This is a genomic window from Pseudomonas sp. B329, from assembly GCF_023127835.1.
In the GTDB taxonomy this organism is placed as follows: Bacteria; Pseudomonadota; Gammaproteobacteria; order Pseudomonadales; family Pseudomonadaceae; genus Aquipseudomonas; species Aquipseudomonas synxantha_A.
On the sequence record NZ_SPKP01000003.1, the window covers coordinates 71,042 to 84,197 of the forward strand.

General features: G+C 61.2%; 11 protein-coding genes. 7 read left to right on the plus strand and 4 right to left on the minus strand.

Annotation, left to right across the window (positions count from 1 at the left end; translation table 11 throughout):
• Positions 1-58 precede the first annotated feature (58 nt).
• The 3 genes from E4P00_RS00870 to E4P00_RS00880 all read left to right on the plus strand — a co-directional run bounded on the left by E4P00_RS00870 (position 59) and on the right by E4P00_RS00880 (position 2,729).
• Positions 59-817 (plus strand): helix-turn-helix domain-containing protein, encoded by a 759-nt coding sequence (locus E4P00_RS00870; protein ID WP_078820513.1) that lies wholly within the window; start codon positions 59-61, stop codon positions 815-817.
• A gap of 171 nt (positions 818-988) precedes the next feature.
• Positions 989-1,570 (plus strand): YceI family protein, encoded by a 582-nt coding sequence (locus E4P00_RS00875; protein ID WP_248130500.1) that lies wholly within the window; start codon positions 989-991, stop codon positions 1,568-1,570.
• Position 1,571: 1 nt separating this feature from the next.
• A complete protein-coding gene (locus E4P00_RS00880; protein WP_005785930.1) occupies positions 1,572-2,729 on the plus strand; it encodes a phosphatidylserine/phosphatidylglycerophosphate/cardiolipin synthase family protein in 1,158 nt (385 codons plus the stop codon).
• A gap of 128 nt (positions 2,730-2,857) precedes the next feature.
• On the opposite strand, the gene bglX is transcribed toward E4P00_RS00880, so the two are convergent.
• Complete coding sequence (gene bglX / locus E4P00_RS00885; protein WP_032877304.1) at positions 2,858-5,149, minus strand: beta-glucosidase BglX; 2,292 nt, start codon at positions 5,147-5,149, stop codon at positions 2,858-2,860.
• 238 nt (positions 5,150-5,387) lie between these two features.
• Here bglX and E4P00_RS00890 point away from each other — a divergent pair, with 238 nt between their 5' ends.
• The 4 genes from E4P00_RS00890 (at position 5,388) to E4P00_RS00910 (ending at position 8,834) form a co-directional block, all read left to right on the plus strand.
• Positions 5,388-5,999 (plus strand): LemA family protein, encoded by a 612-nt coding sequence (locus E4P00_RS00890; protein WP_078820514.1) that lies wholly within the window; start codon positions 5,388-5,390, stop codon positions 5,997-5,999.
• An 18-nt stretch (positions 6,000-6,017) separates the two neighbouring features.
• Positions 6,018-6,746 (plus strand): TPM domain-containing protein, encoded by a 729-nt coding sequence (locus tag E4P00_RS28955; protein ID WP_032877302.1) that lies wholly within the window; start codon positions 6,018-6,020, stop codon positions 6,744-6,746.
• A 31-nt stretch (positions 6,747-6,777) separates the two neighbouring features.
• Positions 6,778-7,395 carry a TPM domain-containing protein gene (locus E4P00_RS00905; RefSeq protein WP_078820516.1) on the plus strand — a complete coding sequence of 206 codons (618 nt, stop codon included), beginning with the start codon at positions 6,778-6,780 and terminating at the stop codon, positions 7,393-7,395.
• A 221-nt stretch (positions 7,396-7,616) separates the two neighbouring features.
• Positions 7,617-8,834, plus strand: a complete 1,218-nt coding sequence (locus tag E4P00_RS00910) for an SAM-dependent methyltransferase (RefSeq protein ID WP_078820517.1) — start codon at positions 7,617-7,619, stop codon at positions 8,832-8,834.
• A gap of 105 nt (positions 8,835-8,939) precedes the next feature.
• Here E4P00_RS00910 and E4P00_RS00915 read toward each other — a convergent pair whose 3' ends face one another.
• The 3 genes from E4P00_RS00915 to E4P00_RS00925 all read right to left on the minus strand — a co-directional run bounded on the left by E4P00_RS00915 (position 8,940) and on the right by E4P00_RS00925 (position 13,130).
• The gene (locus tag E4P00_RS00915; protein ID WP_248130501.1) at positions 8,940-11,498 is read right to left on the minus strand and encodes a TonB-dependent receptor; all 2,559 of its coding nucleotides are present in this window, start codon (positions 11,496-11,498) and stop codon (positions 8,940-8,942) included.
• A 127-nt stretch (positions 11,499-11,625) separates the two neighbouring features.
• Positions 11,626-12,594, minus strand: coding sequence for a FecR domain-containing protein (locus tag E4P00_RS00920; protein ID WP_216090870.1), 969 nt, complete (start codon positions 12,592-12,594; stop codon positions 11,626-11,628).
• On the minus strand, positions 12,591-13,130 hold the full coding sequence (locus E4P00_RS00925) for an RNA polymerase sigma factor (protein WP_032877298.1): 540 nt from the start codon (positions 13,128-13,130) through the stop codon (positions 12,591-12,593). Before E4P00_RS00925 ends, E4P00_RS00920 begins: the two co-directional genes overlap by 4 nt.
• Positions 13,131-13,156: the final 26 nt, after the last annotated feature.

Sequence of the window (13,156 nt, forward strand, 5' to 3'; positions counted from 1 at the left end):
CCGGGCCTGTATCTTGCTGTGTAAAACAGATCATCCACCAGCAACAGGGAGATCGAACATGGAGACAGGCACGGTACGCTCGGTTGAGCGCGCACTGGCAATCGTCGAGTTGCTGGGCGAGCACCAGGCCCTTGGGCTGGAAGAACTGCACTACCTTACGCGGCTGCCCAAGGCCACGGTGTCGCGCATGTTACTGACCTTGCAGGATCAGGGCTGGGTCTACCGCGGCCTGAGCGATCGGCGTTACCGCCTGCGCGCTCGGCGTTTGTTCGGTGATACCCAGCAACGCTTCAAGCGCCAGGTGGTGGAAAGCGCGGCGCCCTGGTTATTGGAGCTCAGCGAGCGCACGGGGTTGGTGGTGGACTTGTCGTGTTTCGACGGCGAGCGCCTGGAAGTCATGGAAAGCGCGATTCCCAGCGTGTTGCGCAAGCTCTACCCGAACAACTGCCAGATCGTCGGTCAGTACGCCAGCCTGTTTCACTCGGCGATGGGCAAGGCATGCCTGACGCAGTTGCCCCTTGATGAAGTGCAGCGGCTGGCGTGTCGCGATCGTGTGGCCGCCGATGAGCAAAGCCATGCTTGCGAGCAAACCCAGCACCAGGGGTTCGGCCAGCGTACCGAGGGCTATTGGGAATACCCGGTGCGTTTGCCCTTCCTGATTCGGGCGGTGGCGTTGCCGGTGCACGCCAATGGCCGGTTGGTGGGGAGCATGGCGTTGCATTGGCCCATGCATCAGGCGCCGGTGGAGCGGGTGTTGAATTTGCATATGGCCAGCCTTGAACAGGCGGTGTGCGAAGTTCAGCGAACGCTGGATTAAAAACACCGCAAAACCCTGTGGGAGCTGGCTTGCCTGCGATGGCGATGTATCAGTCAACCATTTCTCGCCTGGCACACCGCCATCGCAGGCAAGCCAGCTCCCACAATGGATTTGCGCCGTTCGTGAGATTGCGCTTAATGTTCGCCCAGGTTTTTTGCCCCATGAGTCTTTATGTTCAATGTCAAACCTCTGGTCTTCGCCCTGCTGACCTGCGCCACCGTGCCTGCCCACGCCGATTGGTACCTGGATAACGAATCCTCGCGCCTGTCTTTCGTCACCACCAAAAACACAGAGGTTGCTGAAGTCCACCGCTTCCTGGTGCTGCACGGCAAAGTCGATGCCAAAGGCGCGGCGCAGTTGCAAGTGGAGATGGAGTCGATCAACAGCGGCATCCCGCTGCGCGATGAGCGCATGCGCAAAGAGCTGTTCCAGATCAAGGCCTTTCCCGACGCATTGATCAGCGCACAGATCAATCTGCAACCGATCAACGACCTGGCATCCGGCGCGCAACTGGAGTTGCGCCTGCCGCTGAGCGTCACCCTGTACGGCAAGACCCAGACCTACAGCGCCGAATTGCTTGCCACGCGCCTGGATGAGCGACGTTTCCAGGTGGTGACCCTGGAGCCTGTGGTGTTGCACGCCGAGGACTTCGATCTGGCGCCGGGTGTGGCGGCGTTGCGCAAGGCGGCGGGGCTCAAGTCGATCAGTTTGTCGGTGCCGGTGGGTGCGGTACTGATCTTCACGGCGCGCTGACATGAGTGGCGCAGTGTTCCCGTGGCGCAGCGCCAATCAATTCGAACTGCTGATCGACGGGCCGAGTTTCTTCCCGCAGATGCTGGTGGGCATCGCCCGGGCCGAGCAGCAGGTGGATCTTGAGCTGTATCTGGTCGAAGCCGGCGCCTGTGCCGACGCGATGGTGCAGGCGCTGGTGCTGGCCGCCGAACGTGGGGTGCAGGTGCGCTGCTTGTTCGATGACTACGGCAGCCTGGCGTTTACCCTTGGGCTGCGCAAGCGCTTGACCGACGCCGGCGTGGAGCTGCGTTTTTACAACCGCCTGAATTGGCGGCGCTGGATGCGCAACCTGTATCGCGACCACCGCAAGCTGCTGCTGATCGACCAGCGCGTTGCCGTGGTCGGTGGTACGGGCGTCACCGATGAGTTCTGGACGCCGGGGCAAGACAGCGCCGATTGGCATGAAGTGATGGTGCAGATCAGCGGCCCGCTGGTACTGGACTGGCAGGCCCTGTTCGACCGGCAATGGCACGCTAACGCCGCGCGCCGTGAATGGAAACCGGCGACCCATTTCGGTTTGCCGCGCTTGCCGAAAGTGCCAGCGACGGGCCCTGGGCTTGGTCGCGTGGCGTACGCCGACGCTCGTCAGCACCGCGATATCCTGCAGTCGTTGATTCGCGCGTTGAACAGCAGCAAAGGGCGTATCTGGCTGGCGACTCCCTATTTTCTGCCGACCTGGAGCGTGCGTCGTGCCTTGCGCCGGGCGGCAGGGCGCGGGGTGGATGTGCGTTTGCTGCTCACCGGGCCCCGTACCGATCACCCGTCAGTACGCTACGCCGGCCATCGTTATTACCCGCGTCTGCTGCGTGCAGGCGTGCAGATTTTTGAATACCAGCCGTGCTTTTTGCACCTGAAGATGGTGCTGGTGGACGATTGGGTCAGCATTGGCTCGTGCAATTTCGACCACTGGAATTTGCGCTTCAACCTGGAAGCCAACCTCGAAGCGTTGGACCCGGGATTGACGGCGGCGGTGGTGGGCAGTTTCGAAGCGGATTTTGCCCAAAGCCAGGTGGTGAGCCTGGAGGCCTGGAAGGCGCGGCCGTTGTGGAAGCGGGTGAAGCAGCGGGTGTGGGGGTGGATTGATCGGTTGGTGGTCAATCTGCTCGACCGGCGCGGCTAACAAGAACAATGAGGTCAAATGTGGGAGGGGGCTTGCTCCCGATGGCGGTGTTTCAGTTAACAGATTCATTGACTGACCCACTGCTATCGGGAGCAAGCCCCCTCCCACATTTTTGACCGCGTCAGGCGTTAGAGCAGTTCAAAGGTCTGCTGCTGCACATCCTGGGAATCCAGCCCGATCTGCACATTGAACTCACCCGGTTCCGCCGCGAACTTGAGCTGGGCGTTGTAGAACTTCAAGTCGTCCTCGGTGATGGTGAAATGCAGCGTGCGCGCTTCGCCGGCCTTGAGCATGACCTTCTGGAAGTTCTTCAGCTCCTTGATCGGGCGGATCATCGAGCCGGCCACATCCTGGATATACAACTGCACCACGGTTTCACCATCGACCTTGCCGGTGTTCTTCACGGTGACGCTGGCGTCGAGCTTGCCGGTCTTGTTCAGGGTGGTGGACGACAGCGCCATGTCCGACAGGCTGAACTGGGTGTAGCTCAGGCCATAGCCAAAGGGAAACAGGGGGCCTGTGGTGTCATCGAAGTACTGCGAGGTGTAGTTGCCCGGCTTGCCTGGGGTGAACGGCCGGCCAATGGTCAGGTGGTTGTAGTAGGTGGGAATCTGCCCTACCGAACGCGGGAAGGTGATCGGCAGCTTGCCCGACGGGTTGTAGTCCCCGAACAGCACGTCGGCGATGGCGTTGCCGCCTTCGGTACCTGCGAACCAGGTTTCCAGGATCGCGTCAGCCTGTTGGTTCTCTTCGAGAATCGACAGCGGGCGGCCGTTCATCAGCACCAGCACCAACGGCTTGCCGGTCGCCTTGAGGGCCTTGATCAGGTCGCGCTGGCTTTGCGGGATGTTCAGGTCGGTACGGCTCGACGACTCGTGGGACATGCCACGGGATTCGCCCACGGCCGCGACGATGACGTCGGCGTTCTTCGCCGCTTTCACCGCTTCGTCGATCAATACTTGGGCAGGGCGTGGGTCATCCACCACTTCCGGAGCATCGAAGTTGAGGAAGTTGAGGTAGTCGAGCACCGCCTTGTCGCCGGTGATGTTGGCACCGCGGGCATAGATCACTTTGCCCTTTTCGCCGATCACGGCGTTCATGCCGTCGAGCAGGGTCACTGATTGCGCAGGTCGGCCGGCAGCCGCCCAACTGCCCATCATGTCGATCGGCGCCTTGGCCAGCGGGCCGACCAGGGCGATGGTCGCGGATTTTTTCAGCGGCAGGGTGTCGTTGTGGTTTTTCAGCAACACCAGGCTACGGCGCGCAATGTCGCGGGCCTCGGCGCGGTGCAGGCGGCTGTCGGCGTAGGTGTCGACCGGGTCATCCTCGGCCTTGCCGATGCGCAGGTACGGGTCCTTGAACAGGCCCATGTCGTACTTGGCGCCGAGCACTTCGCGCACGGCATTGTCGATGTCGCTCTGTTCGATCTCGCCGGACTTGAGCAGGCCGGGCAATTCCTTGCCGTACAGCGAGTCGTTCATGCTCATGTCGATGCCGGCCTTGATCGCCAGCTTGGCGGCTTCGCGCCCGTCCTTGGCCACGCCGTGCTTGATCAGCTCGAAGATCGCGCCGTGGTCGCTGACGGTCAGGCCCTTGAAGCCCCAGTCCTTGCGCAGCAGGTCGTTCATCAGCCAGGTGTTGGCGGTGGCAGGCACGCCGTTGATCGAGTTCAACGCGACCATCACGCCGCCGGAACCGGCCTTGATCGCCGCGTGGTAGGGCGGCAGGTAGTCCTGGTACATCTTGACCGGGCTCATGTCGACCACGTTGTAGTCGCGCCCGCCTTCCACCGCGCCATACAGGGCGAAGTGCTTGACGCTGGCCATCAGGCTGTCGGCATTCGCCGGGCTTGCGCCCTGGAACGCCTTGACCATGACTTCGGCAATCCGCGAGACCAGGTAGGTGTCTTCGCCGAAACCTTCGGAGGTACGGCCCCAGCGCGGGTCGCGGGAGATATCGACCATCGGCGCGAAGGTGATGTCGAGGCTGTCGGCAGCGGCTTCCTGGGCGGCGATACGCCCGGAGCGGCCGATGGCGTCCATGTCCCAGCTGGAGGCCAGGGCCAGGCTGATCGGGAAAATGGTGCGGTGGCCGTGGATCACGTCATAGGCGAAGAACATCGGGATCTTCAAGCGGCTGCGCATGGCCGCGTCCTGCATCGGACGGTTTTCCGGGCGGGTGATGGAGTTGAAGGTGCCACCGATGCGGCCGGCGGCGATTTCCTTGCGGATCATCTCGCGGGGCATTTCCGGGCCGATGCTGATCAGGCGCAATTGGCCGATCTTTTCATCCAGGGTCATTTGCTTGAGCAGGTCGCTGACAAAGGCGTCCTTGTCTTTAAGCGCAGCAGGCTTTGTTTCTGCCCAGACGGGGTGGGTGGCCAGCGTGGCAACAAGGCCGAGCAAACACAGCTTCTTCATGAATATCCTTTTTCGGCTCACTGCACAGCGGTTACGCTGGTCGGCCAAAATGTGGGGAGCGTCTATTGTTGTTCGGGTGTTGTTCAGATAAATGCAGCACACTCTGAACTCTTTTTCGCGCTGGGCATCTTTGTAGCTGATTGGCTCGATGCATTCCAGTGGTGGCGGATTATGCCCCAAGCGCGTGGTTTATAGGGTTAGTCGTCAAATTCCATCAAGATTGGGCAGGAGAAACACCATGCAAGCAGCACAGACTTACCGTTGGGGCTTCAAGGCCGCGGCTTTGCTATTGATCAGCAGCGTGCTGAGCGGTTGCGGCATCAACAACATCCCGACCCTGGACGAACAGGCCAAGGCGGCCTGGGGCCAGGTGCAGAACCAGTATCAACGCCGTGCCGACCTGATTCCCAACCTGGTGGAAACGGTGAAGGCCTATGCCGCCCACGAACAGGAGACCCTCACCGCCGTGATCGAAGCGCGGGCCAAGGCCACCTCGATCCAGGTGGACGCCAGCACCCTGGACAACCCGGAAAAACTCAAGCAGTTCCAGCAAGCCCAGGATGGCTTGAGCGGCGCACTCAGCCGTTTGATGGTGGTGTCCGAGCGTTACCCGGACCTCAAGGCCAACCAGAATTTCCTGGCCTTGCAATCCCAACTTGAAGGCACCGAGAACCGTATCGCCGTGGCCCGTCGTGATTTCATCCAGACCGTGCAAGCGTACAACACCGAAATCCGTACTTTCCCGGGCCGTCTGTGGCACAGCGTGATGTACAGCGATTTGCCGATTCGCGCCACGTTTGAAGCCACCAGCGCCGATGCCGACAAGGCGCCGCAGGTGAAATTCAAATAACGCTGCCTTGAGGTGTCGATGCGTTTATTACGGATAGGCCTGGCATTCTGGCTACTGGCCTGCATGGGCATGGCCCAGGCGGCCCTGACCTTCCCGGCACTGACCGGGCGGGTGGTGGACAACGCCCAGATGATCGACCCGGCAACGCGCCAGCAGCTCACTCAACAGCTGCAGGCGCTGGAGCAGACCTCCGGTGACCAGCTTGTGGTGGTCACCGTGCCCGACCTGCAGGGCGTTCCGATTGAAGACTACGGTTATCAATTGGGGCGCGCATGGGGCATCGGCCAGAAGGGCAAGGACAACGGCGCGCTGTTGATCGTTGCCCGTGATGAGCGCCAATTGCGCATCGAAGTCGGTTACGGCCTGGAAGGCGTGCTGACGGATGCGCAGTCCTGGGTGATCATCAACCAGGTGATCCTGCCCAAGTTCAAGACCGGCAATTTCAGCCAGGGCATCAGCGACGGCGTGGCGGCGATGATCCAGGTCGTGGGCGGTGAACCCCTGGCGGTGCCCGCCCATGTGGCGGATGCGAATTTCGCCAAGGATAATCCCGGGTTTTCCATCGGCCTGTTTATCCTGCTGATCGGCGTATTGTGGCTGTGCAATCGCATGGGCTTGCCGGTAGGCGCTATCCTGCTGGCCATTCTCAGCAGCAGCGGCCGCGGTGGTGGTGGGGGCGGCGGTGGCGGTGGTTTCCGTGGCGGCGGTGGTGGCTTCGGCGGTGGCGGGGCTTCGGGCGGCTGGTAATGACAATAACGAGAAAAGAGCATCTACAACCATGGCATTACTGACTGAACATGAGCAGCGCCAAGTCGCCGAAGCAATTGCCCGGGTCGAAAAAAACACCGACGCAGAACTGGTGACCGTGCTGGCGGCGCGTGCCGACGACTACGCCTACATCCCGTTGCTGTGGGCCAGCCTGATCGCGTTGGTGGTGCCGGGCGTGGTGCATTATTTGTCGGGCTACCTGACCATGTACACCTTGCTGTTGGCGCAATGGGCGACGTTTATTGTGTTGTGCCTGGTGTTTCGCTTGCCCAAGGTCACCACCCGCCTGATTCCCCGCTCCGTACGCCACTGGCGCGCCTCTAACCTGGCGCGTCGGCAGTTTCTGGAGCAGAACCTGCACCACACGTTGGGCAGCACTGGCGTGCTGATATTTGTCAGCGAGGCGGAACGTTACGTGGAAATCCTCGTCGATGACGGCATTTCCAAACGCCTGGATGACAGCAGTTGGGACGCCATCGTCAAGACGTTCACCCTGCAGGTGAAACAGGGGCAGACGCTGGCCGGGTTTATTGCGTGCATCGAGGCGTGCGGCGAGTTGCTCAAGGTGCATGTGCCGGTGACGCAAACGCGCAATGAGCTGCCCAATCGCCTGGTGGTACTCGAATAACCCGGCCAACTCAGTTCCAAATGTGGGAGGGGGCTTGCTCCCGATGGCGGTGCACCAGTCAATGAATCTGTTGGCTGACATACTGCAATCGGGGGCAAGCCCCCTCCCACATTTGGATCTACTGTGGCTGCTGGAACTGACCATTGGTCAAATAACCCCGTGCCCTGAACCCCTATCCCCCCTAAAATGCCCGGCATTCTTTGCCCGAGGCGTTTTTGTTCATGTCCGTCACCGCTCAACCCGCCAACCCTGCGCCGGATCATCACGCCCAGTTCATCCAATTGCTGAGCGCAAGCCTTGCGCAAAACGCCTTTATCAAGCTGGTGCTGGCCAAGTACGTCGGTGAGGAAGCCGAGCTGCAACGGCTGATCATCAAGCCGGTCACCGTCAAAGACCAGCCGTGCCTGTCCTTCGTGTACCGCTACAAGACCCGCGACATCACCAAGAATTTCCCCTCGGCCGACGGCGTGGCGGCGATTGCCGAGCTGTTGCCTGCATCATTCAAGAACGCGCACTTGCTGTCGCTGACTGACGAAGCCCAGCTGGAATACAGCAAGAAGAACAAAAGCTCGCTGTTCAAAAGCCAGCCGCAGCAACTGCGCGAAGCACCGTCAGCCGAGCATAACCGTGAGAAGAACCGCTACCTCGACCTGAGCCGGCCGTTTCTCGCCGATCTGGGAGTGACCGATGCCAGGCAGGCGTTGATTCCCTCGATGTCGCGCAAGTGGAAGCAGATCAACAAGTTCATCGAAGTGTTCAGCCATGCGCTGACGTCGTCGCCGTTGAAACTCGACCAACCGGTGCGCGTTGCCGATTTCGGCTCGGGCAAGGGCTACCTGACCTTCGCCATCCATGATTACCTGCGCAATACCCTCAAGGCCGAGGGCGAGGTTACCGGTGTTGAATTGCGCCAAGACATGGTCACCCTGTGCAACAGTGCTGCCGCACGCCTGGAGCACCCGGGGCTGGTGTTCAAGTGCGGGGACGTACGCAGTGTGGCGCCGAGCGAGCTGGACGTGATGATCGCTCTGCATGCCTGCGACATCGCCACCGATTACGCGATCCATACCGGCATCCGCTCCGGCGCGTCGATCATCATGTGCTCGCCATGCTGCCACAAGCAGATCCGCCTGCAGATCCAGAGCCCGGCGCTGCTCAAGCCGATGCTGCAATACGGCCTGCACCTGGGCCAGCAGGCAGAAATGGTCACCGACAGCTTGCGTGCGTTGTTCCTGGAAGCCTGTGGCTACGAGACCAAGGTGTTCGAGTTCATCTCGCTGGAGCACACCAACAAGAACAAGATGATTCTTGCGGTCAAGCGTGCGCAGCCTTTGGACAACGCGCAGTTGCTGGTGAAAATCCAGGAGCTCAAGGCGTTCTACCACATCACTGAGCACTGCCTGGAAACCCTGTTGCGCGGGGATGGCTACCTGGCCTGAAGTGAGCGCGTTCCCTGTGGGCGCTGGCTTGCCTGCGATGACGATGGTGGCTGTACCACGGCTATCGCAGGCAAGCCAGCTCCCACATTTGGAATGCGTGTGTGGTCAGAAGAATCGCGTCACGCTGATCTTCGCATCGCGCCCCTTGGTATAGGCGCGGTCGCCGCTCAACGCCGGGCGGAAGTTTTCGTTGAACAGGTTGTCCACCGTGAAGTTCACCTCGGTGCCTTTGAGGTAAGCCTGCTGCGGTTTCCATTTGGCGAACAGGCCTTGGGTGTTGTAACGCTTGTTGCCGTACTGGTCGAAGAACAAATCACCCACGCCGGAGCCCGGGCCACCGGAGTATTTGTCGCTGGGCAAGCGGTCGGTAGCGCCGATGAATTGACCCATCCAGCCCACCTGGGCATCCCAGGCCGGGATGTTGGTGCCCAGTACCAGCACCCATTTGGTCGGTGGGATATCCCGTGCCGCCACATCCGGGCCCCACGGGTTGGTGTAGGCGCCCTGGTGCTGGCCCTTGGCATAGGCAAACGATACCGAACCAAACAGGTAGGTGGAGTTATAGATCGATTCGAGTTCGACACCCTTGATGGTCATGCCACCGATATTGCGATAGTTGGACATCGGCCCCGGTGGGCACGCTGAGGAGATGCTGCCGCCGTTGATGGCCTGGTTCTGGCAGCCCACGCCGGTGGCCTTGAAGATTTCGTCTTCGACCTTGTTATGGAACAGGGTAGTGCGCAGTTGCAGATTGTCGTCCTGGGCCAACAGGTTGTCGAAGTTGGTGATGTTGCCCAGGGTGATCGAGGTGATGCGCTCCGGGTCCAGGTCCACGCTGGTGGCGGTGCGGCTGCCCAGGCCCTGTACTTCATATTGTTCGTCGATCACCGGGGCGCGCCAGGTCTGGCTCCAGTTGGCGAACAACCCCACATTCGGCGTCACGGTCCAGAACAGCGCCAGGCGTGGCGACCAGCCGGTGTAGGTGCGGTCGCTGTAATCGTGGCCAACCGCGGGGTCGGGGTTGTTGTAGTAGGGCGCATCGTTGCCCTCGCCGCGATTGCGCACGTGGTCATAGCGCAGCGACGGCGTGATCGTCACGTCGCCCAGGGTGACCGCGTCCTGGATAAAGAAGCTGCTGGTATCGACCTTACCTTGGGGCATGAAGCCCGGCTGGAAGTGCCCATAGTTGTAGCGCGGCGTGTTGTAGGTGGTGCCGGGCATCCACATTTCGGTTTCGCGGATGTGCTTGCGGATCTGCCCGCCGACGGTCACCGCGTGCTGCAAGGGCCCGGTGTCGAACAAGCTGACGTTGCGGATGTCGAGGTTTTTGTCGGTGTAGGCGGTGTCCATCTTGCGCCCGCCGGTAGCGAGTTGGAAAAACGCGGTAGCGTCACGCTCGTCGGTCTGTTCGGTATTGGACTGGGAGTATTTGACAGTGAGGTCCACCAGCGGGTTATCCAGCGGCTGGTAGTGATACTTGCCCGACCACGTGGTATCGACCGTATCGCGGTGCGCGAGGAAGCGCTTCAAGGCCCCTTCGTAGCCGTAGCGGTCGATGTTGAACTGGGTAGGCGGCGTCGGGTAGCTCGCGGCGGAAAACGGTGTCCAGCGGTTGCTGTGAGAACGCGAGTACGACAGGCCGACACTCTGCTCATCGGTGAAGTACGCGTTGACCTTGAACAACTTGCCGTCCACATCCTGCGCGCTGTTGGGCAAGCGCTGGGGGTTGATCGGGTACTCGTTGTTGTCGTTGGGCAACTTGGCGGCCACCTTCATATCGCCGCCGTCGCGTTGGGTCAGGTAGGCCAGGGCGTCGAAACGGCCATCGTCGGTGCGGCCATACACGGCACCGCTGTAGACCTGTTCATGATCATTGCTGGAGTAGCCGTATTTGAGCATCGCGCCGCTGTTGCGACCGTCCTGGAGCAGGTCCGGGGCGTCCTTGGTGATCATGTTGACGGTGCCGCCGAAGCCGCCATTGCCGGTGAACGGCGAGTTGGGGCCTTTTTCCACTTCGATGCGCTTGATCAGCTCGGGTTCGATAAACACTGTGCCTTGCTGGTAGCGCTCAAAGCCGGTCTTGGTGGCGCCGTCCACGGTCAACGGCACGTCTTCGGCATCGCCGAAACCACGGATGTTGATGGTCTGCCCGCCAGGTTTGAGCGAGCCGCCCTGGCTGACACCGGGCAGGGTCTGCAACAGGCTCGGAATGTTATTGGACTGGTAGCGGTCGATATCGGCCTGGGTCAGGGTGGAGCGGTTGACGGTGCCGGCGTTCACTTCGTTGCCGGTGCCGATCACGCTCAGCGTGTCCAGCTGGATCGCGGCGCTGCTGGTGGCCTTGCCCTCATCGGGGCGCACTACGTAGGTGCTGCCGACCTTGATCAGGGTGAACTCGCCGTTTTTCAGCAGGGAGCGAATCGCTACTTCCGCGGTGTAGTCACCGTCGAGCGCCGGCGCTTTCAGGTTTTTGAGCAGGCTTTCATCGAACAGCAGCTGGATTTTCGCCTGCTGTGCCACCTGGCTCAGGGACGCGGCCAGTGACTGGGCCGGCAGGTGCAGGGTATACGACTCGGCCTGGGCGTTGAGGCTGAAGGCCAGGCACGTGGCCAGGAGCGTGGGTCGAAGAAACAGGTGCGAAGCGTGGCAAGGCGCGCGAAACATGAAATCCCCCGGAGCGGCTAAATAGCCAAAAAGGTGTGCGTATCAAACACGGACAGGAGGAAGACGGGGCAGACCAAAAAAACCACACATGCGAATGCAAAATATTCTCATGTGGACAGTATGCAGGCTATTTGCTCGGCTCGATTTTCACACTGCCATCGGCCAAGACCACGGTTTTTACCGGCAACAGGGCGGGCAAGGCGTTGAGCAGGGCATCGGGGTCATTCACATCCAGGTTGCCCGACACCTTGAGTTGCGCCACGGCCTTGCTGACCTGCAACGGCGCCTGGGGACGGTACAGGCTCAGCTCGTCGATCAGGCTGGCCAGTTCGCGATTGCGAAACGATAAATGCCCGCTGCGCCAATCGGCCACTTCTTCAGCGCTGAGGGTTTGTTGTTGCAGGGTGCCTTTGGCGTAGCTGTAAGCGGCACGTTGCCGGGCGCCGAGCAGGGTGGTGGGGCTTTTGCTGTCCGGCTCGAACGCCACCTGGCCATGGGCAACGCTCACCACCAGTTGCTGCTGGCCGCGGCGCACGTCAAAACCAGTGCCCACCACCCGTATGATCGACTCGCCGGCTTGCACGTAGAGTGGCCGCTCCTTGTCGGCCGCCACTTCGATATACAGCTGGCCTTTGTCCAGATGCACGACACGTTGATGGGCGCTGAAGTCCACGCGGATGCGGGTGTTGGCATTCACGTACAGGGTGCTGCCATCGGGCAGGTTCAAGGTACGCATACTTTTGGCATGAGCGGCGACCTGGGTGTGATACAGCTCGCGGGGCGCGCCGATGTGGGTCGCCAACACGGCGCACAGCACGGCAGCGGCCACCGCAAGGGCTGGGCGCCAGAGGGGGCGTTTGCGTTTGGCCAGCGGCAGCGGTTTGTTCAGTTGTTGCAACTGGGCCAGGTCGGCCCACAGCTGTTCGAATTCGGCATAGGCACGCGCATGGGCTGGCACCGCCTGCCAGGCGGCAAAGGCTTTGCGGTCGGCACGGCTGGCAGCGTTGCGGTTGCGTGCAAACCAACTGGCGGCCTGGGCGTCGATGGAGTCGCTCGCTTGGCTGTCCAGGGCGTCGATGTCGCTCAGGCGGTTCATTCTGGCTGCTCCGTGCCGGGGTCGGATTGAAGGCGTCGCTTGCAATGCAGCAGGGCCAAGGCAATGTGCTTTTCTACCATGCTGGTCGAAATGCCCATGCGTTCGGCGATCTGTGCCTGGCTCAAGCCTTCGAAGCGGTGCAGCATAAGGGCTTCTCGCCGGCGGGGCGAGAGTTCGGCGAGGACTTCTTTCAACTGTTCCAGGCGTTGCAGGCGCAGGGCGGCGGCCATGGGGTCGTGCTGTTCGTCGGTGACCGGCTCGGTATCCATTTCGGCGTGATCGGGATGGGCGGTGTGCCGTACCTTCTGTTTGCGCCAGTGATCGCGCAACAGATTGCGCGCCATCTGGAACAGAAACGCCCGGGGCTGCTCGACCTTGGCTCGGTCGCGGTAGCCCAGCCACTGGGTAAAGACATCCTGAGTCATGTCCGCCGCGTCGCTGGCGTTGTCCGTGCGTTTACGCAGGAAATACAGAATATCTGCATAAAACCCGCGACAGGCATCGGCCGACGACGGGTCGGGCTTGGGACGAGACATGGATATCCTTCTTGACGAAGCACGAG

What these genes read in the sequence shown, in the direction of transcription:
- E4P00_RS00870 (WP_078820513.1), top strand. Translation starts at nt 59, where the DNA reads ATGGAGACAGGCACGGTACGCTCGGTTGAGCGCGCACTGGCAATCGTC.
- E4P00_RS00875 (WP_248130500.1), top strand. Translation starts at nt 989, where the DNA reads ATGTTCAATGTCAAACCTCTGGTCTTCGCCCTGCTGACCTGCGCCACC.
- E4P00_RS00880 (WP_005785930.1), top strand. Translation starts at nt 1,572, where the DNA reads ATGAGTGGCGCAGTGTTCCCGTGGCGCAGCGCCAATCAATTCGAACTG.
- bglX (WP_032877304.1), bottom strand. Translation starts at nt 5,149, where the DNA reads ATGAAGAAGCTGTGTTTGCTCGGCCTTGTTGCCACGCTGGCCACCCAC.
- E4P00_RS00890 (WP_078820514.1), top strand. Translation starts at nt 5,388, where the DNA reads ATGCAAGCAGCACAGACTTACCGTTGGGGCTTCAAGGCCGCGGCTTTG.
- E4P00_RS28955 (WP_032877302.1), top strand. Translation starts at nt 6,018, where the DNA reads ATGCGTTTATTACGGATAGGCCTGGCATTCTGGCTACTGGCCTGCATG.
- E4P00_RS00905 (WP_078820516.1), top strand. Translation starts at nt 6,778, where the DNA reads ATGGCATTACTGACTGAACATGAGCAGCGCCAAGTCGCCGAAGCAATT.
- E4P00_RS00910 (WP_078820517.1), top strand. Translation starts at nt 7,617, where the DNA reads ATGTCCGTCACCGCTCAACCCGCCAACCCTGCGCCGGATCATCACGCC.
- E4P00_RS00915 (WP_248130501.1), bottom strand. Translation starts at nt 11,498, where the DNA reads ATGTTTCGCGCGCCTTGCCACGCTTCGCACCTGTTTCTTCGACCCACG.
- E4P00_RS00920 (WP_216090870.1), bottom strand. Translation starts at nt 12,594, where the DNA reads ATGAACCGCCTGAGCGACATCGACGCCCTGGACAGCCAAGCGAGCGAC.
- E4P00_RS00925 (WP_032877298.1), bottom strand. Translation starts at nt 13,130, where the DNA reads ATGTCTCGTCCCAAGCCCGACCCGTCGTCGGCCGATGCCTGTCGCGGG.